The organism is Duganella sp. CY15W (assembly GCF_009857555.1).
In the GTDB taxonomy this organism is placed as follows: Bacteria; Pseudomonadota; Gammaproteobacteria; order Burkholderiales; family Burkholderiaceae_D; genus Rugamonas; species Rugamonas sacchari.
In genome coordinates, this window is sequence record NZ_WWCQ01000003.1 from 61042 (window position 1) to 83285 (window position 22244).

The window sequence follows — 22244 nt, forward strand, 5'->3', positions numbered from 1 at the left end:
GTATTCAATATAACTTGAGTTTCCCCAATGAAAAAAAGCGCTTGAAGCCCGACTGCCTTGCGGTATGATTGCTGTCCAATTGGCAATGGTTTGATGGGGTTGGGATGTCTCTGCGCACAAAATTCATGCTGGCTTTGTTGTTGACCGGATTGGCGGCAGTAGCAATGGTGGGCGGGCTGGCCTATGTCGGCATGACCAAGAAGGTGGACAGTATCCGGCGCGAGCGCGCGGCGGAGCACTTCCATGAGGCTGTCACGGCGTATGTGCAGCAATACGGTAGCTGGCAGGCCAGTCCCGGCAAGGATGGCTTTGATACGTTCATGCATGGCCGCAGGCAGGTTGAGGATCGTGCGCCACCGCCGGAGGGACGCCGGCCGCCGCGCGAAGATGGGGGACCGGGGCCGGAGTCTGGGCGTCGTGGCGAGCCACCATTCCACTTCATCCTGGCCGATCAGAATTTCAATGTGGTGCTGGGCGCCGGGGTCTATGAACATGGCGAGCCGTTGCCGGAATCGGCGCGCAAGAATGCACGGCCGGTCGAGGTGCAAGGCCGCGTGGTGGCTTACGTTTCGCCAGAGGGCGTGCTCACGCCCAGCAAGGAAGAACAGCAGTATCTGGACGCCATGCGCGATGCGCTGTGGTTTGGCGTCAGTGGCGCGGCAGTGCTGGCGCTGGCGCTTGGCCTGCTGTTAAGCCGTAGCCTTGGCCGTACGCTGGGCCATCTGACCAGCGCCGTGCGCGCCATGCATAGCGGTTCGCTCCTGCAGCGCGTACCGGTCGAGGGCAAGGACGAAGTGGCCGAACTGGCGGCTGCCTTCAATGCCATGAGCGAGAAGCTGGCGCGTTCGCATGAAGAGTTGAGCGACTCGCACCAGACCATCCTGGTTCAGGCCGAACAACTGCGCGAGCTCAGTGTGCGCGATGCGTTGACCAAGCTGCATAACCGCCGCCACTTCGACGAGCAAGCCACTACCCTGTTCAGCCATGCGGTGCGCCACAAGCGGCCATTCAGCGTAGTGATAGGCGATATTGATTTCTTCAAGCGTATCAATGACAACTTCTCGCATGCCACCGGCGACATCGTGCTGCGCCAGGTGGGCGAGATCCTGCGCAGCCATATGCGGTTGAGCGACCTGGTGGCGCGCTACGGTGGCGAGGAGTTCGTGATCGCTTTCCCCGAGACGGAGTTGCCGCAAGCGGCCGCTTTGTGCGACAAGCTGCGTGGCATCATCGAGAGCTTCCCGTGGCACCAGGTACATCCGGAATTAAAGGTCACGATGAGCATGGGCGTGTATGCCGACCTGGCGGCCGGCACCGCCGAAGCGATGCTGCAAAAGGCCGATGCGCTGCTGTACCGCGCCAAGGAGACGGGCCGCAACCGCGTCTGCTTCTCCTGACTATGAATGGCGGTCCAGCCAGCGGCCGCCGAACATGGTGCAGATCAGCGAGAATACGATCAGCACGATGCCTGCCCACTGCCAGCCGGTGATGGTGTCGCCCAGGGCCAGCATGCCGGAGGTGATGCCGACCACCGGCACGCCCAGGCTGAATGGCGCCACGCGGTTGACGGGATGGCGCTTGAGCAGGCGTGTCCACATCGCATAGCCGATGATGGTGGACATCCAGCCGATATAGGCCACCGCAATCCAGGTTGTGAATGGTGCGCTGGTCCACTGCCAGCGCGTGGCGGGATCGTCGAACGCCAGTGACAGCAGGACGAATGGCGCGATCGGCACGGCGCCGCACCAGACGATGAAGCTGATGACGTCAAAGTCCGGCGTCTCCTTCTGCGCGCGGCGCACGACGATATTGGAGACGGCCCACATGGCAGCGCCGGTCAGGCATAGCACGAAGCCGGCGGGCGTGATGTCGCTGGCGCTGGTGGATTGCAGGGAGCTGGTGGCAAAGCAGGCCAGGCCCACCGCCGCCAGCATCAGGCCTGCGATCAGCGCGCGGCTGGCGTGTTCCTTCAACAGCATGAAGCCGAAGATGGCGGTGAAGAAGACTTGCGTTTGCAGGATGACCGAGGCCAGCGAGGCGGACATGCCGACTTTCAGCGACAGGAACAGCAGGCCGAACTGGCCGACGCCCTGGCTCAAGCCATAAGCGATGACCCACTTTGGCGCCAGCTTGGGCGGGCGCACGAAGAAAATCAGCGGCAGGATGGCGAAGACATAGCGCGCCGCCCCCATCTGGAACGGCGTCAGGTTGCGCAGGCCAACCTTCATTGCGACGAAGTTGGTGCCCCAGATGAGGACCACCACCAGGGCGGAGAGCAGGTCGCGGGTGGTAAGGTGAGAGGACGATGGATTCATCGTCCTATGGTAGCAGCCTAGCTGACGTCGCGCAGGATTGCTTCGCGGTGGGTGATGATCTTCACGGCATCGGCCTGCAGCAGGCGGATGCGGCGCTGGACCAGTGGCCAGCCGGACCACGGCACGGCATTGGCGTCCGGCGCCATCGGCGTCATGAGCGGTTCGATGTCAGCCTGGTCCGGATCGAGCGCGTGCTCAAGGATCTGCACTACCTGATCGTGGCTTTGTTCCAGCATCGCATGGACCGGGCCGACCGGCAGCTCTTTCGTGTGACGGCGCAGGATGGCCCGCAACGCCGCCACGTGCGCCACCAGCAGGTAGTTCTGCACGATGAACAGGTTGATGTCTTCCACCGCGCGCTGTTTGCTCGATGGCTCGTCCAGCATCCGCACCAGCGCGGAACTCAGCGCGGCCAGGCTGTCCATCAGGCGCTTGCGTTCGATACGGTAGGCGAAATCGTCCTTGCCTTTGCCTTGCAGCAGATCGAAGCTGGCCTGCATATAGCTCAGGTTCACGTCCAGCACCTGGCGCACCAGGCGTGGCAGGGTTTGATATTCCCAGTTGGCCAGCACGAAGCTGAACGCCGTCGCCACTGCGGCGCCGACGATGGTGTCGACCAGGCGTTCCATAATCAGGTTCTCGTTGCCCGGGGCGATCAGATACATTTGCAGCAGGATCATCACGCTGACCGCCACCGCCGCGTAGCGGTAGCGCAGGTAGACAAAGGTGGGCATCGCCACGGTCGACAGGATCAGCGCACCGAGGATGAAGGCGGGATAGTTCAGGAACTTGATGATGAGCGCGGTGAGCACGCAGCCGATCACCGTGCCAACGATGCGGTCGCGCCGGCGCTGCTTGGTCATGCTGAAGCTGGGCTTCAGGATAATCACGATAGTCAGCACGATCCAGTAGCTGTGCGCCGCATACGGCAGCCATGCGCCAACCACCAGGCCCGCCGAAATTGCCATCGCCACGCGCAGCGAGAAGCGGAAGATCGGCGAGTCCCAGCGCAGGTGCGACAGGATCATGCGGAGTTCATACTTCTGCTGCGACAGGAAAGGTCCCATGTCGGCGTCGGCCCAGAATGGCGTGGTGTCGTAGATCTTCTGGCTGGCCTGATGCAGCTCGCCGATCATCTTGATGATGGCGCGGATCTTGTTGCGCTGCGCGCGCAGCACGGCCAGCGCCTCCTGCTGCGGCTTGCCGTCGTCGATGCGCTGCTGGATCGCGGCCAGTTCGGCTTCAATCGCATCCAGCTCCGGTTCGTAGCTGATCTCGGCGTACGAGGCTTTCTTGCGCGTGACGTCGTAGGCCACCGATTCGATATCGCGTGCCGCCTTATAGGCCAGGTCATGCAGCGTTTTCAGCACTGGCGAGTCGACCAGGTGGGCGCGCAGCTGCGCATAGTCGGTGTGGGTGGACAGAATCAGCTCGTACAGATCCAGCATGCAGACATGGACCTGCACCACGATGGCATCCTTCTCGTTCTGGTGCGAACGCAGGATCAGGTCACGCGAGGCTTGCTGGCGGTCGGCCAGCAGGCTTTGATGACGGATCAGCTTATTGAATTGTTCGGTGAGGTTGTAGCGCGTGTCGTAGAAGTCGGCCTTGATGTCGATGTAGGCCGCCAGTTCAAACAGCGCCTCCGCCAGCACCTGCTGCTTGATGCGGTGGCGCAGCAGCCACGAGATCCCCATGGCGTAGGCCAGATAGGCCACCGCACCCAGCGTGAACAGGCCGGTGTGGATGAAGGACTCGCGTGCCGTCATGTCGTGTTCCATCGACATGGTCATGATGAACAGCGTAGCCAGTTGCAGCGGCATCGACTTCTTGCCGTAGACGACCATCATGCAGGCGCCAAAGCTGACCACCACCAGCATCGCCATCAGCAGCCAGTGGAACGGCGCACACAGGCTGATTAACAGGGTGACCGCGCCGCACAGCAGCACCGACGCGCTCATCTCGTTGAACTTGTGGCGCAAGGGACTGGGCATGTCCATCAGCGCGGTACAGAGCGCGCCGATACACACCGTCATGGCGACCGCCATGTCGGCGAATTGCAGGGTGATGAGGGTGACGCCGACCAGGCCCGCAGCAAAGCGCAGGCCAAGCGAGAAGTAGTGGCTATAAAAGAAGGTTCGGAAATTTAACGCGTAATGCATGGCCTGGGCCTTGTGGGCAGCTTGCATGCACACCACAGGATCGCCGTGGTGTGCATGTTGAATGACGCAGAGGGACTACTTTTTTACAGTACAGAGAGAACCGGGTAGCGGCGCCACTCCGGTTCCGCATGACGTTTGCCGTTGGCGAAGATGAAGCCCAGTACCGCATCCTGGTCCGACAGCAGCGCCGGGTTGGCGGTCTTCCATGCTTCAAACCTGGCTTTCAGCTCAGGCTCGGTTTCCAGCATCTCCAGCGCCAGGTCTTCGAATACATAGTCGGAGAAGGTTTCTTTTTTCTCCAGCACGCTGTTGAAGAAACCCCAGCGGAAGAAGGAGTCGTGGCCTTGCGGTTCCAGCGTTTCGACAGCGTAGCGGGCGTTGGCCTGCTTGAGCGGGATGAAGTAGTCGCCCGGCTGCACGGTGAAGCTGCCGATGCGCGCTTCCAGCTGCACGTCGTCGTGGTACATATGGCCTTCGTAGGCGTTGGCGCGCGAAGTCACGGAGGTGATGTGGTAGTACTGCGCTTCCACGGTCGATGCTTCGTCAAAGCGGGCCATCTCGACGCCGTTCCATTGCAGGCGTTCGATGGCTTCGCGCCAGGCTTGCGGCACGATGTAGCCTTTCGGCGCACGCACGGTGGCTGCCGGTACGAAGCTGTTGTAGTAGGCGATATCCTTTTCCCATGGCTGGCTGCGGTCGTAGGACAGACGCTGGTAGTTGCCCAGCAGGCTGGCGCTGCGCTTTGCTTCGTAACCTTTGAAGCGGAAGGTCGATGGATTGGCTTCGTCCATTTTCCAGGCCACGGTCCATTCCTTGGCATTGGCGGCCTGCTCGCGGGCGGCGGCGCGCAGCTGCTTGATCTGTTCACCGTGCTGGATGGTGAAGTCCATGGTCACGTCCAGCAGGGCGCGCATGGAATCGTAGCGGTCCTTGTAGGGCTTGAGCATATGCGTTTCCGGCATGAAGCCGATCACGTGGTGCAGGGCGGCGAAGCCGGTCGAGAAGCGCGGCACCTCCAGGAACTCGGCGATGCCGTCGTCTGGCGTGTCCTTGACCGGATTGACGTAGGGGCAGGTTGGCCAGCCTTTGGCGTCCATCTCCTTGTAGATGTGCGGCAGCATGGTCTCGCGCAGGAAAGGACCGAGGCCGTAACCCAGCTTGTCCGCCTGCGTATGGATCAGCGTCATGGTGTACGGATAGTCGGCGCCGTTGGAGGTGTGGGTATCGACCATCACGTCCGGGTCCCAGCTGGTCAGCAGCTGGTTGAAGATGCGGGCGTTGAGCGTGTCGCACTTCACGAAGTCGCGGTTCAGGTCCAGGTGGCGGCTGTTGCCGCGGAAGCCGAATTGCTCCGGTCCGTCCTGGTTCACGCGCGAGGTGTTGGCGCGGTTCAGCGCACCGTCCACGTTGTACAGCGGGACGAACAGCAGCACGGTCTTGCCCAGCGCTGTCAGTTTGACTGGATCGAAGCACAGGTCGCGCACGATGGCCATGCAGGCATCCACCCCTTCGGGTTCGCCGGGGTGGATGCCGTTGTTGTTGAAGAAGACGGTGCGGCCTTCGGCCTTGATCTGGGTGCGGTCATGCACGCCGTCGGCGCTGACGACGCCGGCGTGCACGGGAATGCCGCCGTCGGACGTGCCGATCTGTTCAAACCGCAGCACGTGCGGGAAGCGTTGCGCCAGCTCTTCGTAGAAGGCGATGCAGTCGCTCCAGGTGGTGGTCTGGTTTTGATTACCTTGTTCGTACGGCGTCGGCATGTCTGGGTGCATGGTCGTCTGGATCTCAGCGGGAATGTCTAGGGAATGCAAGCTGGATAAGCTTGCTGTCGAGGGCGAGATTGTATCATCGATGCCCGTTTTTTAAGCGCCCGCTCACAGGTGTTGAGTTGCTTCAAGGTAAATTTATCCAATGGTGCTTTACTGGTTTTCTTGTCGATCAGCCGGGAGAACCGTATGCGGGCCGTGATAGTGGTGATATTGCTGGCACTGGTGTGCCGCTGGGGCGTGGCCCAGATCGGGCCGAAGTATGTGATTGAGCTGCGCGGGCAGGGCGGCGCAGCGACGGCTGGCATGGCGCAGGGACGCGTGCAACTGGCCGGGCACGGGCTGGCGCTGGTGCGCTTTCAGGGCTTGAGCTTGCTGGTGGTGGATGCGGATGGCGAGGCCTACAGCGAGGACGCTGCGCGCGCGTGGCCCGAGGCGGACCTGCTGCTGGTGCTGCCCGCCAGCGCGGGGCATTACGCTGGCTTCGCGCCACTGCAGGCGTTGCGGAATGGCGTGCCAGTGATCGTCGGCGAGGTGGACGCCGCGCCAGTGAGCGCAGGCGGGCCGCAGCTGTATCCCATGCAGGTGTGGAACGCGCTGGACCTGCGCAAGCAGAACACCCGGCTGCGCGTGACGGCCATGGCGGGGGGCGCAGAGGCGGCGGCGATTGCGGGTTACATGCTGGAGATGGGCAACAGCCGTTCATCATACCGGCTGTACGTCAGCGCGGCGGAGGCAGCAGCGGCGGAACTGGCCCAGCGCATGCCGGGCGCCGACCTGGCGCTGGTGGCCGGACCCAGCCTGCTGCAGCTGAACCGCGGCGCACCGTCCGGCGCGCCCGCTGCGCTGACGGCGGCCGGCTACGCCTTCACCGCCATCAAGCGCTGATTACTTCTTGGCGTTGGTTTCCACCCACGTGGCGTAGGTGTCGATGAATTTCTTGAGGAACTGTTTGGTGCTGTCGTTATTGAGCTTGCCGTCAGCGCCCAGCAGGTTGGCGGCGCCGCCGATATACGCTTCCGGCTGCTGCAGCAGCGGCATGTCGAGGAACACCGTGCACTGGCGCAGATGGTGGTTGGCGCCAAACGCACCGGTTGCGCCCGGCGAAATGCTGACGATGCCGGCCGGCTTGCCGCTCCACACGCTGCTGCCGTAAGGACGCGAGCCAACGTCGATGGCATTCTTCAGCGGTGCGGGAATCGAGCGGTTGTATTCCGGCGTAAAGAACAGCACGCCATCTGCGTCCTTGATGCGCTGGCGGAAATGCGTCCACGCCTGCGGTGCGGTCGCGCCGTTTTCTTCCAGATCCTGGTTGTAGATGGCCAGCTCGCCGATTTCGACAATCTCGAATTCCAGCGACGGCGGCGCAAGCGCAATGATTTCGTGGGCGAATTTGCGGTTCAGCGAATCCTTGCGCAGGCTGCCGATCACAACGGCGATCTTCTTGGCGGGCATGACATCTCCTTCGGTGGGTGGGCGGAAACAGTAATGTAACCCATCCAGAAAAAAAGCCACGCCGCATTACTGGGGCGTGGCTTCTGGCTTAAGAGATATGGCGGCTTATTCGGCGTTCATTTCCTTGAGCAGATTGTCGGCGTGGTCCACATGCTTCATGTTCCACAGGATGTAGCGCAGGTCGACCTGGATGTCGCGGGTCATGGCCTTGTTGAAGTCCCAGTCCGAGATGATGGAATCGAGCGTGCCATCAAACGCCAGGCCGATCCACTCGCCCTTGCTGTTCAGCGCGGCCGAGCCGGAGTTGCCGCCGGTGATGTCCAGCGTGGCCAGGTAAGCCACAGGCACCGACTTCAGCTTAGGATCGACGTACTTGCCGAAGTCCTTGTCCTTGATCGCTTTCAGCTGTGCGGCTGGGGCATTGAACTCGCCCTGGCCGGTGGCCTTGGCAGCCACACCTTCCACGGTGGTGAAGGCCTTCCAGCTGGTGCCGTCAGCGCCCTTGTCGCGGCCGGCGATCTTGCCGAAGGTCACGCGCAGGGTGCTGTTGGCATCAGGGTAAACTGCCTGGCCCTTGCTGTGCATGTAGGCGATCTTGGCCTTCATGTAATTGGCGTAGGCTTGCTGCAGCTTGCCGCCCAGTTCTTCATCTTCCGCTTCCGATTTCAGGTCGGGCTCGTACAGGGCCACGGCAGCTTTGATGAAGGCGTCGTCGCTGGCCTTGAAGTCGGCCGGCTTGCGCTCCAGCCAGGCTTTACGCTCGGCGGCGTCGCCCAGCTTGCTGCCGGCGTACAGTTTGTCCAGTGCGGCTTGCAGATCGGCGGCGCTCATGCCGTCCTTGATGCCGACCACGGAATCAAATGCAGCGTTGCGCTGGGCCGCCGGCTGGGCCGCGTACTTGGTCAGGCTGTTCATGACCAGCGCCTTGTCGACCTTCTCATCGTAGTTGCGCACCAGGGCGTCCACCGACGATTTGATGCGCGGCACGTCACGCACCTGGAAGCCCGACTTGCGCTCGGCATCTGGCTTGGTGTTTTCATTGGCCAGGCGGTACAGCGTGCGCGCGGTGTTCAGCAGGCGTGGGCTGGACGATGCCAGGTTATAGTCACGCTGAGACTCCGCATCGCGCTGGGCAATCAGCTTCTCGACGGCCTCGATATCGCTGGCGTACTCGGCTTTGCGTTTGGCGTCGGCATTGATCCACTGCTTGAGCGCTTCATGCTCGGAAGTTTTACGCTTCAGCATATCGCTGCCGGCGTAAGAGTCCAGCATGCCCTGGCGGTTCTTGTAGTAATTGTTGATGCTGGCCACTTGCGAAGCGTACTTGAGCGCAGTGTCCTTGTTGTCCTTGGTGGTGTCGGCGATGATGGCCAGTTTTTCCGCCGAGGTCTTCACGAAGGCCGGGTAGCTCCAGTCAAAAGTAAAGGCCACTTCCGATGGCAGACGGTGACGGTTGGTGCGGCCTGGGTAGCCCAGCACCATGATGAAATCGCCTTCCTTCACGCCTTCCTTGGCCAGTTTCAGATAATGCTGCGGCACGTAAGGGACGTTATCCTTGCTGTAGTCAGCGGCCTTGCCGTCCTTGCTGACATAGGCGCGGTAGAAGCCATAATCGCCGGTGTGACGTGGCCACATCCAGTTATCGGTATCGCCGCCGAACTTGCCCACGCCTTCAGGCGGTGCGTGCACCAGGCGCACGTCACGGATTTCCAGTTGCTTGATCAAGTAGAACTCCAGGCCGCCGTAGTAGGACGACACGGTGCAACGGTGGCCGGCGTCTTTTTCGCACGCGGTCTGGATCGCCTTGGTGTTTTTCTCGATCGCGTCGCTGCGCGCCTTGCCGCTCAGCTTGGCCACTTCCAGCGTGACGACCTGCTTGCTGACATCGGTGACCGCCTTGGTCACGAAGATGCGGCTGCCAGGTGCGGCCGGCAGCTCTTCGCCCAGATTGTGGGCCAGGAAACCGTTCGCCAGCAGATTGCGCTCAGGCGTCGAATTGTGCGCGACGCTGCCATAGACGCAATGGTGGTTGGTTGCCACCAGACCTTGCGGCGACACGAACGACGCCGAGCAACCGCCCAGGCTCACGATAGCGCCCATCGGGAATTCAGTCAGTTTGGTCAGGGTGGCTGGATCGAGTTTCAGGCCGGCGGCCTTGAGATCTTTGGCTACTTGTGGCAGCTGCTGCGGCATCCACATGCCCTCGTCGGCATAGGCATTGGCGCTCAGGATAGCGAGCGCGATCAGAGTTTTTTTCATGTCTCGGTATGAAGTGGTTGAAAAGCGCTGAGCAGTATAACAATGAAATCCGGGGTCAGGTCCGTCATTTCTACACGGCCTCTGCCGTAGCGTGCGCTACTGCAGAGGCCGTGTAGAAATGACGGACCTGACCCCGGAGTGGGCCGAACTTGTTTACTCGGCTTTGATGGCTTCGATCTGGATCGCCAGTTTGACTTCTGGCGAGAAGGCGGGCAGGCCGTAGTTGAGGCCGAAATCGCTGCGCTTGAACTCGGCAGTGGCGTCGGCGCCGCAGACTTCACGCTTCAGGCGCGGGTGGATGATGCACTTGAATTTGTTCACTTTGAGCGCGACGGGCTTGGTGACGCCCAGCATGGTCAGTTCGCCGTCCACGCTCACCAGCTGTTCGCCTTCAAATTTGAAGGATTTGCTGACGTAGGTAATGGTCGGGAATTTTTCAACGTTGAACATGTCTGCGCCCCTGGCGTGGCTGTTCATTTTGTCGAAGCCGAAGTCGATCGAGGCCGGGTCGATTTTGATGTCCAGGCCGCCGGTCCTGGCGGCGCGGTCCATGGTGACGGTGCCGCTGGTTTTGTCGAACTTGCCGCGCCATACGGACAGGCCCATGTGGTCGGCCTCGAAGCTTGGATAGGTGTGCGTCGGGTCGATGTTGTAGGTGGCGGCAATTGCGGAAGTCGCGGACGCGGCCAGTAGCGCGGCAATCAGGATTTGTGCTTTCATCGTGTCGGTTTCTCCGTGCTTATTGGCCGGCGACCACGTGGAATTTGAGGATGACGTCGTCCGCTACCATGCTGGTGTCTTTCCATTCGCCTTCGCCGATGTTGTAGGCCAGGCGTTTGATTGGCAGCACGCCGTCAAATACCTGGTTCTTGCCGTCGGCCTTGACGGTCAGCGGGAAGCTGACGTCGGTCGCCTTGCCTTTGATGGTCAGCTTGCCGGTCACGGTCAGCTTGCCGGTGCCGGCTGGCTTGATCGAGGAGGAGACGAAGGTGGCTTTGGGGAATTGCGCGGCGTTGAACCATTCTTTCTTGGTGACTTCCTTGTTGTACTCAGGATCGCCCAGGTCCATGCTGCCGGTCTCCACTTCTACCGTGGCTTTGGCCGCGTCCGGCTTGGCGGCGTCGTAGTCGATCGCGGCGGTGAATTTCTTGAACTTGGCATCGACCGGCACGTTCATTTGCTTGAAGGTGGCGGTCACGGTGCTTTTGGCCGGATCGGTTTTCAGGGCGGCAGCGCTGGCGGCAAAGGCGACACCCAGCAGGGAAACAAGGGCGATTTTTTTGATGGTGGTCATGGTAGGGCTCCAGTGGGTGAGGGTTACAGCGGCAGCATGCGTTTGAGCGTGACGTCGCGGTCGATGAAGTGATGCTTGAGTGCGGCCAGGGCATGGGCAACGACGGCGGCTGCCATTGTCATGGTCAGAACATAATGAACGGTTTTTAAAGTTGCCTTAAGTTCAGGGTCCGGAGCGATCACGGCAGGCATCTGCCACAGGCCCAGGTAGACCACCGGCACGCCGGCGGCATAGGTGTAGAAGTAGCCGGACAGCGGCACGGCAAAGATCAGGAAGTACAGCAGGTAGTGCATGCCGTCGGCAATTTTGTGCTGCCACACGGGAATCGAGGCCAGCGGCGGCGGCGGACGGTTGGCCTTGCGCCACAGCACGCGGATCACGGCCAGGCCCAGCACGGTGACACCCATCCATTTATGCCACGAGAAGTATTTCAGCTTGGTGGGGGAAAAGCCGGGGATGGCAACCATCGACAGCCCCAGGAAGAAGGTGGCAATGATGAGCAAGGCGACTAGCCAATGCAGCAACATGGCGATTTTGGTATAGCGTGGCATAAAGCAGCTCCGTTGGAATAGTACGTGTTAGGACTAAATATACCAAAGAATTCTGAGACGTGCTTGAAGAGGCCGGATTTGCATGAAAAAAGCCCCGGGGACGCTGATTGCGCCGCCGGGGCTAGTGTAAGGCAGATTGCCTGTTTACATCAGATGGCTTTTGCCAGAGCTGCAGCAATGCCGATGTAGTTGGCTGGCGTCATCGCCAGCATCAGGTCTTTGGCTTCCTGTGGCACGGCCAGGCCGTTGATGAACTCTTGCAGCGCCACTTTGGAGATGCCCTTGCCGCGGGTCAGTTCCTTGAGCTGTTCGTACGGGTTGGCGATGCCATAGCGGCGCATCACGGTCTGCACCGGCTCGGCCAGCACTTCCCAGTTGGCGTCCAGGTCGGCTTCGAGGCGGGCCGGATTGACTTCCAGCTTGTTCAGGCCGCGCAGGCAGCTGTCGTAGGCCAGCAGGGTGTAGCCGAAGCCGACGCCGATATTGCGCAGCACGGTCGAATCGGTCAGGTCGCGCTGCAGGCGCGAGACCGGCAGTTTTTCCGACAGGTGTTTCAGCACGGCGTTGGCCAGGCCCAGGTTGCCTTCGGAATTTTCGAAGTCGATCGGGTTGACCTTGTGCGGCATGGTCGACGAACCGATTTCGCCAGCTTTGAGCTTTTGCTTGAAGTAGCCCAGCGAAACGTAGCTCCAGATGTCGCGGTTCAGGTCCAGCAGGATGGTGTTGGCGCGCGCGAAGGCGTCAAACAGTTCGGCCATGTAGTCGTGCGGTTCGATCTGGATGGTGTAGGGGTTGAATACCAGGCCCAGGCGCTGCTCGATCACGTTTTTCGAGAAGGCAGGCCAGTCGAACGATGGGTAGGCCGACAGGTGGGCATTGTAGTTGCCGACCGCGCCGTTCATCTTGCCGAGGATTTCCACTTGCTCGATGCGCTTGATGGCGCGCTGCAGGCGGGCCACCACGTTGGCCATTTCCTTGCCCAGCGTGGTCGGGCTGGCGGTCTGGCCGTGGGTGCGCGACAGCATCGGCAGGTCGGCGTTGGCGTGGGCGATCTCGGTCAGCCTGGCGATCACGTTGCGCAGCGATGGCAGCATGACGCTGTCACGCGCGGCCTTGAGCATCATGCCGTGCGAGGTGTTGTTGATGTCTTCCGAGGTGCACGCGAAGTGGATGAACTCCGAGGCGGCCACCAGTTCCGGCACATCCTTGACTTGCTCTTTCAGCCAGTATTCCACGGCTTTGACGTCGTGGTTGGTGACGGCTTCGATTTCCTTGATGCGGGCGGCGTCCTGTTCGGTGAAGCCGCTGGCGATCTTGTCCAGCAGGGCGTTGCCTTCGGCCGAGAACGGCTTGATTTCGGCGAAGCCGGCCTGCGACAGTGCTTGCAGCCAGGAGATTTCTACTTTGACGCGGTGGTGCATGAAGCCGGATTCGGACAGGATAGGGCGCAGCAGATCGGTTTTACCGGCGTAGCGGCCGTCCAGTGGCGACAGCGCCGACAGCGTGGAGTAAGGAGTAGTGGTCATGATGGAAAGAGCGAAGTTGAAAGAGCAGACCGTGATTTTACCATTGGCTGGCCGCCAACCCGCCGATGTTATACTGGGGCCTGTTCTTCCTCTCTAAGCGTCTATGAAACTTATCGGTTCCCTCGCCAGTCCCTATGTCCGCAAGGTACGTGTGGTGCTGGCGGAAAAAAAGCTCGATTACCAGTTTGAATTGGAAAATGTGTGGGCCGCGGACAGCACCATCAGCCAGCTGAACCCGCTGGGCAAAGTGCCCAGCCTGGTCATGGAAGATGGTACGGTGATGATTGATTCGCGCGTCATGGTGGAATACCTCGATACGCTGACGCCGGTTTGCAAGCTGCTGCCGCCAAACGGCCGCGACCGCGCTGACGTCAAGTGCTGGGAAGCGCTGGCCGATGGCATGCTGGATGCGGCAGTCAGTGTGCGCCTGGAGCGCACCATGCGCCCCAAGGAATTGCAGAGTGAAGAGTGGATGGCGCGCCAGCTGCGCAAGGTCGATCTGGGCCTGAAGTCGCTGTCGGACAAGCTGGGTGACCAGGCGTACTGCGCCGGTATTCATTACTCGCTGGCCGATGTGGCGGTGGGCTGCACGCTGGGCTGGCTGTCGTTCCGCTTCCCGGAAATCAGCTGGCGCGATGACTACGCCAATCTGGCCAGGCTGTATGACAAGCTGTCCGAACGCCCGTCGTTCAAGGACACCGTGCCCCAATAAAAAAACGCCCCGAAGGGCGTTTTTTTATTCCTCGTTCATCTGGCTCTGCAGGTAGTTCTGGATGCCGATCTTGCCGATCAGGTCCAGCTGGGTTTCCAGCCAGTCGATGTGTTCTTCGGTGTCTTCCAGGATCATCAGCAGCAAGTCGCGCGACACGTAGTCAGCGGCTTTTTCTGCGGCAGCGATGCCTTCCTTGACGGTGATCTGTGCGCCTTTTTCCAGTTTCAGGTCGCAGTTGATCATTTCTTCGGTGTTCTCGCCGATCATGATTTTGTGCATGGCTTGCAGGTTAGGCAGGCCGTCCAGCATCAGGATGCGGTCGATCAGTTTGTCGGCGTGCTTCATTTCGCCGATCGATTCTTCGTATTCCTTCTTGCCGATCTTTTCCAGACCCCAGTGCTTGTACATGCGTGCATGCAGGAAGTACTGGTTGATTGCGGTCAGCTCATTGGTCAGCTGCGCATTGAGCAAGCGAATAACTTCTTGGTCGCCCTTCATGGGTGTCTTTCTGAAATGGTTACGAATGGCGCCATTGTGCCACGAATAGCCCGTCGGCGTGTAGCGAATTCCTGATAATTTCGCCGATATGGTACCTAACTTCGGTTATTGAGAGCATTGGCGCAAATGAAAACTATTAGCATTCGTGTATGGGCCAGTGTGCCAGTGTGAGGCAACCCACGGTGTGCGGCCGGCGACGCCGCTACCATGGGCGCTCAACTAAAGGAGCTCGCCATGGATTCCATCAATGCCAATCAAGCAGAATCGAACCACCAGGATTTAATCGGCGAAGACGCCGTGCGCAAGATCCGCGAATTTGTCGACAGCACGTCAGGCTGCTTTTTCTGCACCAGCGATGCCGCTGGCGGGCCGGGCGATGCGCGCCCGATGACGGCGCTGCAAGTCGATGAACTCGGCAATCTGTGGTTTATCAGCGCGAGCGACAGCCTGAAAAATCAGGAGCTGGCGGCCGATCCGTCGGCCACGTTGTACTTCCAGGGCTCGGCGCATTCCGAGTTCATGCACCTGGAGGGGATTGCCACGGTGTCGCGCGACCCGGTGAAAATCAAGGAGTTGTGGAGTTTTACGATGAAGACCTGGTTCACGGGCGGCGAAGATGATCCGCGCATCACGGTGATCAAGTTTGCGCCGACCTACGGCTACTACTGGGATACCAAGCACGGCAAGGCGGTGGCCAGCGTCAAGATGCTGATTGGCGCCGTAATCGGCAAAACCCTCGATGACTCCATCGAGGGCAGGCTGGATCTGTAAGGCAGATTAGCCGAGCTGGAAGTTGATCGGCACCAGCGCATACACGGGGATGGCCTTGCCGTCCTCGACGTGCGGTTTGTACAGGGCGCGCAGCACAGCCTGGCGGCCGGCTTCATCCAGGTTGTTTGAACCGGACGACTTGTGCACGGTGACTTGTTCCGCCGTGCCTTTTTCACCGATCAGCACGCGCAGCGTGACGGTGCCCGTTTCGCCCATGCGGCGCGAGATGCTTGGGTAGACCGGCTGCGGTACGCGGATATATTCCACACCCGATACCATTTTCGGCGCTGCCGGTTGCGGCGGCGCTGGTGGCGCCACTTGCGCGCTTGGCACCGCATTGGCCGGCGCCGGTTCGCTAGGGCGCGGCTGTGGTGGCGGTATTGTGATGGTTGGTTCGGTCTGCACGATATTCAGTTGCGGCAGCGGCGGCACGAAGGTCTGCTTCGGCTGCACCAGCGGCACCAGTTTCGGCGGTGGCGGCGCTTTGAGCGGCTCCGGGGCGGCCACAAACGTGACATTCACCACCTGCGGCAGGATCGCGTGCGTAACGGTGCGCAGCATGCCGGAATAGGCCAGGTAGAACAATACAAAGTGACCCACAACAATTGCCGTCATCGGTGCCAGCTTGCGGCTGCGGCGTTTCAATTCCAGCGCCAAGCCGGTCTCTTCTCCGGACAGCGGCGACGCCGTCCGGCTGTAGGTCATTGTATTCATATTAGTTGGTGAAGGCCGGGCGTTTCAGCACCGTCTCTTTGAATTCGGCAGCGGCTTGCGCGGCCAGATGGTCGTTAAGGAGTTCTTCGGCGCAGGAAAAGCACTGACCACAGCAGGTCGCAACGCCCAGGGCGCCACGCAGCTCTTCCATCGACGTAATACCCAATTCCATGGCTTGACGGATTTCGCGATCGGAGATGTTGTTGCACACACAAACAATCATTGATGCACCTTCTGGCTCGGCTGAATAAGTCTGGTTTAAGTTCTTCCTGACATGATTGCTAGCAACTTAATGCGAATCATTATCATTAAACGTATACTGCCGTAAACTTCAGCAGTATGCAAGCTAAATAGAAGTCATTCGCATTACCGTTTATAATGCTAGTATCTTATTTCCGACGAGCACACGCTGTTACAGCTCGCCGCGCGCCGCAGCCATCCTTGCCAGCGGCGTCCTTCGACCGGATTTTGCTCATGACGCACGCTGTTCCCCTGATTACTCTGGATGCCATGAAGGTAGGCTCGACCGCCACCGTGGTGCACGTTTCCCCAGGCACTGCTGACGAGGGCGGCGCCAGCCTGGCGCGCCGGCTGATGGAGCTGGGCTTTGTGCCGGGCGAGAAAATCCGCATGCTCAAGCGCGGCATGCCGGGCGGTGAACCGCTGGCGATCAAGGTCGGCAATTCCACTTTTGCGTTGCGCCGCTTTGAAGCTGCGCTGGTTTCGATTCAACCGGAATAAATCATGGGTGCAGTAGAAAACGTGGCGCCGCAAGCGCCGGTGGCGTCCAAGGCGCCGATCATGGCCTTGCTGGGCAATCCCAACTGCGGCAAGACCGCGCTGTTCAACCGCCTGACCGGCGCGCGCCAGAAAGTGGCGAACTACGCCGGCGTGACCATCGAGCGTAAAGAAGGTTCGTTCACCACCACCGGCGGCCATGGCTTCCGCGTGCTGGATTTGCCGGGTGCTTATAGTTTGTCGGCCCACACGCCGGACGAGGAAATCACGCGCGACGTGGTGGCCGGCCTGCGCGCCAATGAAGCCGCGCCCGACGTGGTGGTGTGCGTGGTCAATGCCACCAATCTGCGCCTGAACCTGCGTCTGGTGCTGGAGATTAAACGTCTGGGCCTGCCGATGATTTTGGCCTTGAACATGGTGGACGTCGCCAAGAAGCGCGGCATCACCATCGACGCCGACCGCCTGTCGCAGGAACTGGGCATGCCGGTGGTGGAAACCGTGGCAGTGCAGGCGGGCGGCGAAAAGTCGCTGCTGCGCGCGCTGGATGCGATGTGGCCGGTCGCACCGGGCAAACCGAATCCGCTGTCGGCGATCGATACGGTCAGCGTGGAACAGACGCAGCGCGAAGTGCGCCGCATCCTGGACCTGGTGGTCAGCGCGCCGGCGCACACCGATGATGCGCTGTCCGAGAAAATCGACAACGTGGTGCTGCATCCGGTGCTCGGCCCGATCATTCTGGCAGTGCTGATGTTCCTGGTGTTCCAGGCCGTGTTCACCTGGGCCGCGCCGGCCATGGATCTGATTAAAAACAGCGTCGATCAACTGGGCGGCATGGTCCGTGACGCAATGCCGGACGGTATCCTGCGCGGCCTGCTGGTGGACGGTATCCTGAGCGGCACCGGCAGCGTGCTGGTGTTCCTGCCGCAGATCCTGATCCTGTTCTTCTTCATCCTGGTGCTGGAAGACTGCGGCTACCTGCCGCGCGCGGCCTTCCTGCTGGACCGCCTGATGGGCGGTGTGGGCTTGTCGGGCCGCGCTTTCATCCCGCTGCTGTCCAGCTTTGCCTGCGCGATTCCAGGCGTGATGGCGGCGCGGACGATTCAGAATCCGCGTGACCGCCTGGTCACCATCATGATCGCACCGCTGATGACCTGCTCGGCGCGCCTGCCGGTGTATGCGCTGATCATCGCCGCCTTCATTCCTGAGCGCGAAGTGTATGGCTTCCTGAGCTTGCAAGGCCTGGTGCTGTTCGCGTTGTACTTTGCCGGCATCTTCTCGGCCATGGGCGTGGCGTACTTCTTCAAGCGCGCACTGGGCGCCAACCAGCAGCAGCCGCTGATGCTGGAGCTGCCGGCCTACCACTGGCCGCACCTGCAGAACCTGGCGCTGGGCCTGTGGGAACGCGCCAAGATCTTCCTGACCCGCGTGGGTACCGTGATCCTGACGCTGATGGTCCTGCTGTGGTTCCTGAGCTCCTTCCCGGGCGCACCGGAAGGCGCGACGCATCCGCCGATCTATTACAGCCTGGCCGGCATCCTGGGGCGCGGCCTGGAATACATCTTCGCGCCGATCGGTTTCAACTGGCAGATCTGCATCGCGCTGGTGCCGGGCCTGGCCGCGCGTGAAGTGGCAGTGGGCGCGCTGGGTACCGTGTATGCGTTGTCGCAGACCGGCGAAGAGCTGGCGCAGTCGCTGGAGCCGATCATCGCCGCATCGTGGGCGCTGCCGACCGCGCTGTCGCTGCTGGCCTGGTATGTGTTTGCACCGCAGTGCATGTCAACCCTGTCGGTGGTGCGCCGCGAGACCGGCAGCACGCGCTATGCCCTGCTGATGGCGGGCTATATGTTCGCGCTGGCCTACGCTGCTTCGTTCCTGACTTACCGGATTTCGCTGGCCCTTTTGGGAGGCTAATATGTGGCAAGAGATTATTGTTGCGTTGATCGTGGCAGCGGCGCTGGTGCACTTCAGCACCAAGTACCTGCCGGTGTCGCTGCGCCGCCGTATCGTCTACACGCTGGGCAAGCGCGGCTTCGATGAAGTCAAGCTGGCCAGGTTTTTCAAGACGCAGGGCGGCGGTTGCGGCGATGACGGCGGCGGCTGCTCCAGCTGCGGCTCATGCGACACCACGCCCAGCAAATCCAATACCTCCACTCCGCAACACCGCGTGATCAAGCTGCACGTGCAGCGCTGATCAACCGCAGTAGGGATCGAACGACTCCGCTTGCGCCATCGGCCAGTACTGGCCGAAGACTGGCGGCAGGCGGTCAAGCTGGCTGGGGTCCAGCAGTTCGCCCGGTTCCAGATACGGCAGCAGTGCCGATGCCAGCTTGACCTGGTTGTGCGAGAGGCGCCGGACCAGATGGCGCGGCCGCAGTTGCGACGGGTGCGTCAGGCCGGCAGCGGCGATCAGTTGCGCCAGGGCCTTCATGGTGTTTTCGTGGAAGTTGGCGACACGCTGGATTTTGTCCGGCACCACGAGCGCGCGCTGGCGTGCAGGGTCCTGGGTGGCGACACCGGTGGGGCAGCGGTCGGTGTGGCAGCTCTGCGACTGGATGCAGCCCAGCGCGAACATGAAGCCGCGCGCCGAATTGCACCAGTCCGCACCCAGCGCCAGCGTGCGGGCGATGTCAAACGCGGTGATGATTTTGCCCGAGGCGCCGATCTTGATCTTGTCGCGCAGGTTGGCGCCGACCAGCGTGTTATGCACCAGCAGCAGCGCTTCCTGTAGCGGCGTGCCGACGTGGTCGGTGAACTCCACTGGCGCCGCGCCGGTGCCGCCTTCGCCGCCATCCACCACGATAAAGTCGGGCACGATGCCGGTCGACAGCATGGCTTTGACGATGCCAAAGAATTCCCACGGGTGGCCGATGGCCAGCTTGAAGCCGGTCGGCTTGCCGCCGCTCAGATTGCGCAGGCGGTCGATGAATTCCAGCATTTCAATCGGCGTGCTGAATGCGGAATGGCGCGAGGGCGATACGCAGTCCACGCCCATCGGTACGCCGCGCGTCAGCGCAATCTCGGGTGTGATCTTCGCTGCCGGCAGGACGCCGCCGTGGCCGGGTTTGGCGCCCTGCGACATTTTGAGCTCGATCATCTTCACCTGCGGCGAGGTGGCGTTAGCGACGAAGTTCTCTTCCGAGAAGCTGCCGTCCGCATTGCGGCAGCCGAAGTAGCCGGAGCCGATTTCCCAGATCAGGTCGCCGCCGTTCTTGCGGTGGTGCGGACTGATCGAGCCTTCGCCGGTGTCGTGCATGAAGCCGCCCGTTTTGGCGCCGCCGTTCAGGGCCATGATGGCGTTGGCCGACAGCGCGCCAAAGCTCATTGCCGAGATGTTGAACACGCTGGCCGAATACGGCTGCGCACGGCGGCAGTCCGCATGGTTGCCGATCTCGATGCGGAAGTCGTGGTCCTGCTCGGGCGCGGGAGCGATCGAGTGGTTGATCCATTCATAGCCGGGCGCGTAGACATCCATCTGGGTGCCGAACGGGCGCTTGTCGCTGTCCTGCTTGGCGCGCTGGTAGACGATGCTGCGCTGGTTGCGCGAGAACGGCTCGGCCACCGTGTCGTCTTCCAGGAAGTACTGGCGGATTTCGGGGCGTATCGATTCAAAGAAGAAGCGGAAGTGGGCGAGGATGGGGTAGTTGCGGCGCAGGGCGCGCTTGGTTTGCAGCAGGTCGGTGATGCCGACGATGGTCAGTGCAGCGGCGACCGCGGCAATCTCCCACGGTGCGTGCAAGGCCAGCGAGGCCAGCAGGGTAATGACAGAAGCATTGAAGGCGAGATAGCGTGGTGACAGCAGATTCATGAACTCTCCGGCGGCGGCTCTAAGATGACCGAGTGTACTGCTGTTTCCTAATGGAATCCATATCCGCCGAGGCGCGGGGCGCGGACAACAGTGTTAAGCTAGCGGAGTTGCGGCGCACGGCCGTTCTATTTTTCGGGATATCCACCATGATCGTTGTCCACCATCTCAATAATTCGCGTTCGCAGCGGGTGCTCTGGCTGCTGGAAGAGCTGGGACTGGAATATGAAATCGTGCGCTACCAGCGCGACCGCAAGACCATGCTGGCGCCGCCTGAACTGAAGGCGATCCACCCGCTGGGCAAGTCGCCGGTGATCACGGATGGTGGTGTGGTGGTGGCCGAGTCGGGCGCCATCGTCGAGTATCTGATCGAGACCTATGGCAATGGCCGCCTGGTGCCGCCGGCCGGCACGGAAGAGCGCCGCCGCTGGACCTATTTCCTGCACTACGCCGAAGGCTCGGCCATGGCGCCGCTGCTGATGAAGCTGATCTTCGACCGGGTTGAAACCAGCCCGGCGCCATTCTTCGTCAAGCCGATCGCGCGCGGCATCGCGCAGAAGGTCAAGGGCAGCTACATCCTGCCGCAGATCGAAACGCACCTGGATTATCTGGAAGCAGAGCTGGGCAAGACGCCCTGGTTTGCCGGCAGCGAATTCAGCGCGGCCGATATTCAAATGAGCTTCCCGCTGGAAGCCGCCTCGGCCCGTGGCGGCCTCAACGAAACGCGCCCGAACCTGGCCGCCTTCCTCAAACGCATCCACAGCCGTCCCGCGTTCCAGCGCGCGCTCGAACGCGGCGGCCCGTACGAGCTGCTGAAATAAGCCGCGTTGAGGCGGCGCATGCTGCCGCCTCAGCGCCGTCAGGTAGAATGGCGGCTTGTACAAGCCCGGATGAAGTTGAACATGGGTAGACTCCTTGCCATCGACGGCCTCAATATTGTGCGCCGCGTCTACGAAGCCAGCCCCGAACCTGATAGCCCTGAAAAGGCCGACATCGCCTTGCGTCACGCGCTGTCGTCGTTCCGCACGCTGGTCAATGACCACGAACCCACGCACGTGCTGCCGGCGTTTGATTTCGGCGGCCACACCTGGCGTCACGATCTGTTTGGCGGCTACCGCGAAGGCCGCGCGCCGATGCCGTCGCCGCTGCGCGATGCGCTGCCGGCGTTTTATGAGAAGCTGCACGGCTTCGGCATGCACGTGGTGTCCGTGCCCGAGGTGGAGGCGGATGATGTGATCGGCACCGTGGTGCTGCGCTGGCTAGCGGAAGGCCGCGGCGAAGCCACCGTCGCCACCACCGACAAGGACCTGCACTGCCTGATCGCCCAGGGCGCCCGCGTATGGGACCACTTCAAGAGCGAATGGCACGATCACGCCTGGGTGGAAAAGAAGTGGGGCGTGCCGCCGGACCAGCTGCCCGACCTGCTGGCGCTGATGGGCGATGTCACCGATTCCATTCCTGGCGTATCCAAGGTCGGCGTCAAGACCGCCGCCAAACTGTTGCGTACTTACGGCAATCTGGATGCAATCATGGCTGGCGCGGGCATTCTGAAGGATACGCTCGGCGAAACTCTACGAAAAGAACGCGAAATGTTGTATCTTTCTCGACAACTGGTCGCATTAAAAACAGATGTGCGGGTCGGTGTCAGCTGGAATATGCTGGCTTGGTCTCACTAATAACA

22 protein-coding genes are annotated in these 22244 nt (G+C 61.3%); 9 read left to right on the forward strand and 13 right to left on the reverse strand.

Annotated elements, in window-relative coordinates:
* Positions 1 to 104: 104 nt before the first annotated feature.
* The gene (locus tag GTP58_RS15210) at positions 105 to 1397 is read left to right on the forward strand and encodes a GGDEF domain-containing protein (protein ID WP_161078202.1); all 1293 of its coding nucleotides are present in this window, start codon (positions 105 to 107) and stop codon (positions 1395 to 1397) included.
* Here the strand turns inward: GTP58_RS15210 and GTP58_RS15215 are convergent, their stop codons facing one another.
* From GTP58_RS15215 to GTP58_RS15225, 3 genes are all read right to left on the reverse strand, one after another.
* Entirely contained in the window at positions 1398 to 2315 is a 918-nt protein-coding gene (locus tag GTP58_RS15215; RefSeq protein WP_161078203.1) for an EamA family transporter, read from the reverse strand.
* A gap of 17 nt (positions 2316 to 2332) precedes the next feature.
* Complete coding sequence (locus GTP58_RS15220; RefSeq protein WP_161078886.1) at positions 2333 to 4477, reverse strand: FUSC family membrane protein; 2145 nt, start codon at positions 4475 to 4477, stop codon at positions 2333 to 2335.
* Between the two features lie 83 nt (positions 4478 to 4560).
* On the reverse strand, positions 4561 to 6249 hold the full coding sequence (locus tag GTP58_RS15225; RefSeq protein ID WP_161078204.1) for a M14 family zinc carboxypeptidase: 1689 nt from the start codon (positions 6247 to 6249) through the stop codon (positions 4561 to 4563).
* A gap of 183 nt (positions 6250 to 6432) precedes the next feature.
* Here GTP58_RS15225 and GTP58_RS15230 point away from each other — a divergent pair, with 183 nt between their 5' ends.
* Positions 6433 to 7131 (forward strand): hypothetical protein, encoded by a 699-nt coding sequence (locus GTP58_RS15230; RefSeq protein WP_161078205.1) that lies wholly within the window; start codon positions 6433 to 6435, stop codon positions 7129 to 7131.
* On the opposite strand, the gene GTP58_RS15235 is transcribed toward GTP58_RS15230, so the two are convergent.
* The 6 genes from GTP58_RS15235 to purB form a co-directional block, all read right to left on the reverse strand.
* On the reverse strand, positions 7132 to 7698 hold the full coding sequence (locus GTP58_RS15235) for an NADPH-dependent FMN reductase (protein WP_161078206.1): 567 nt from the start codon (positions 7696 to 7698) through the stop codon (positions 7132 to 7134).
* A 105-nt stretch (positions 7699 to 7803) separates the two neighbouring features.
* Positions 7804 to 9957, reverse strand: a complete 2154-nt coding sequence (locus GTP58_RS15240) for a S46 family peptidase (protein WP_161078207.1) — start codon at positions 9955 to 9957, stop codon at positions 7804 to 7806.
* A gap of 153 nt (positions 9958 to 10110) precedes the next feature.
* Positions 10111 to 10677, reverse strand: coding sequence for a YceI family protein (locus GTP58_RS15245; RefSeq protein WP_072785588.1), 567 nt, complete (start codon positions 10675 to 10677; stop codon positions 10111 to 10113).
* A 19-nt stretch (positions 10678 to 10696) separates the two neighbouring features.
* A complete protein-coding gene (locus tag GTP58_RS15250) occupies positions 10697 to 11251 on the reverse strand; it encodes a YceI family protein (protein ID WP_161078208.1) in 555 nt (184 codons plus the stop codon).
* 23 nt (positions 11252 to 11274) lie between these two features.
* Positions 11275 to 11802 (reverse strand): cytochrome b, encoded by a 528-nt coding sequence (locus GTP58_RS15255; protein ID WP_072785592.1) that lies wholly within the window; start codon positions 11800 to 11802, stop codon positions 11275 to 11277.
* 149 nt (positions 11803 to 11951) lie between these two features.
* Entirely contained in the window at positions 11952 to 13328 is a 1377-nt protein-coding gene (gene purB, locus GTP58_RS15260; protein ID WP_161078209.1) for an adenylosuccinate lyase, read from the reverse strand.
* Positions 13329 to 13431: 103 nt separating this feature from the next.
* On the opposite strand from purB, the gene GTP58_RS15265 reads away from it, so the two are divergent.
* Positions 13432 to 14040: a glutathione S-transferase family protein gene (locus tag GTP58_RS15265; protein ID WP_072785596.1), complete on the forward strand. Its 609-nt coding sequence runs from the start codon at positions 13432 to 13434 to the stop codon at positions 14038 to 14040.
* 24 nt (positions 14041 to 14064) lie between these two features.
* On the opposite strand, the gene bfr is transcribed toward GTP58_RS15265, so the two are convergent.
* A complete protein-coding gene (gene bfr, locus GTP58_RS15270; RefSeq protein WP_072785597.1) occupies positions 14065 to 14538 on the reverse strand; it encodes a bacterioferritin in 474 nt (157 codons plus the stop codon).
* Between the two features lie 234 nt (positions 14539 to 14772).
* Here bfr and GTP58_RS15275 point away from each other — a divergent pair, with 234 nt between their 5' ends.
* Positions 14773 to 15309 carry a pyridoxamine 5'-phosphate oxidase family protein gene (locus GTP58_RS15275; RefSeq protein ID WP_161078210.1) on the forward strand — a complete coding sequence of 179 codons (537 nt, stop codon included), beginning with the start codon at positions 14773 to 14775 and terminating at the stop codon, positions 15307 to 15309.
* A gap of 6 nt (positions 15310 to 15315) precedes the next feature.
* Here the strand turns inward: GTP58_RS15275 and GTP58_RS15280 are convergent, their stop codons facing one another.
* Positions 15316 to 16023, reverse strand: coding sequence for an energy transducer TonB (locus tag GTP58_RS15280; protein ID WP_161078211.1), 708 nt, complete (start codon positions 16021 to 16023; stop codon positions 15316 to 15318).
* Between the two features lies 1 nt (position 16024).
* A complete protein-coding gene (locus GTP58_RS15285) occupies positions 16025 to 16246 on the reverse strand; it encodes a bacterioferritin-associated ferredoxin (protein ID WP_161078212.1) in 222 nt (73 codons plus the stop codon).
* A 251-nt stretch (positions 16247 to 16497) separates the two neighbouring features.
* Between GTP58_RS15285 and GTP58_RS15290 the strand changes: the two genes are divergently transcribed.
* Genes GTP58_RS15290 through GTP58_RS15300 form a run of 3 tightly spaced genes read left to right on the forward strand, consistent with a single transcriptional unit; the run spans position 16498 to position 18952 of the window.
* Entirely contained in the window at positions 16498 to 16764 is a 267-nt protein-coding gene (locus GTP58_RS15290; protein ID WP_084560162.1) for a FeoA family protein, read from the forward strand.
* A 3-nt stretch (positions 16765 to 16767) separates the two neighbouring features.
* Positions 16768 to 18672 carry a ferrous iron transporter B gene (locus GTP58_RS15295; protein ID WP_161078213.1) on the forward strand — a complete coding sequence of 635 codons (1905 nt, stop codon included), beginning with the start codon at positions 16768 to 16770 and terminating at the stop codon, positions 18670 to 18672.
* A gap of 1 nt (position 18673) precedes the next feature.
* Positions 18674 to 18952 carry a DUF6587 family protein gene (locus GTP58_RS15300; protein WP_161078214.1) on the forward strand — a complete coding sequence of 93 codons (279 nt, stop codon included), beginning with the start codon at positions 18674 to 18676 and terminating at the stop codon, positions 18950 to 18952.
* Here GTP58_RS15300 and GTP58_RS15305 read toward each other — a convergent pair whose 3' ends face one another.
* A complete protein-coding gene (locus tag GTP58_RS15305) occupies positions 18953 to 20566 on the reverse strand; it encodes an FMN-binding glutamate synthase family protein (RefSeq protein ID WP_161078215.1) in 1614 nt (537 codons plus the stop codon).
* A gap of 146 nt (positions 20567 to 20712) precedes the next feature.
* On the opposite strand from GTP58_RS15305, the gene GTP58_RS15310 reads away from it, so the two are divergent.
* Together GTP58_RS15310 and GTP58_RS15315 are read left to right on the forward strand one after the other, a co-directional pair.
* Positions 20713 to 21384 (forward strand): glutathione S-transferase, encoded by a 672-nt coding sequence (locus GTP58_RS15310; protein WP_161078216.1) that lies wholly within the window; start codon positions 20713 to 20715, stop codon positions 21382 to 21384.
* An 81-nt stretch (positions 21385 to 21465) separates the two neighbouring features.
* Positions 21466 to 22239: a 5'-3' exonuclease H3TH domain-containing protein gene (locus GTP58_RS15315; RefSeq protein ID WP_072786172.1), complete on the forward strand. Its 774-nt coding sequence runs from the start codon at positions 21466 to 21468 to the stop codon at positions 22237 to 22239.
* Positions 22240 to 22244 lie beyond the last annotated feature (5 nt).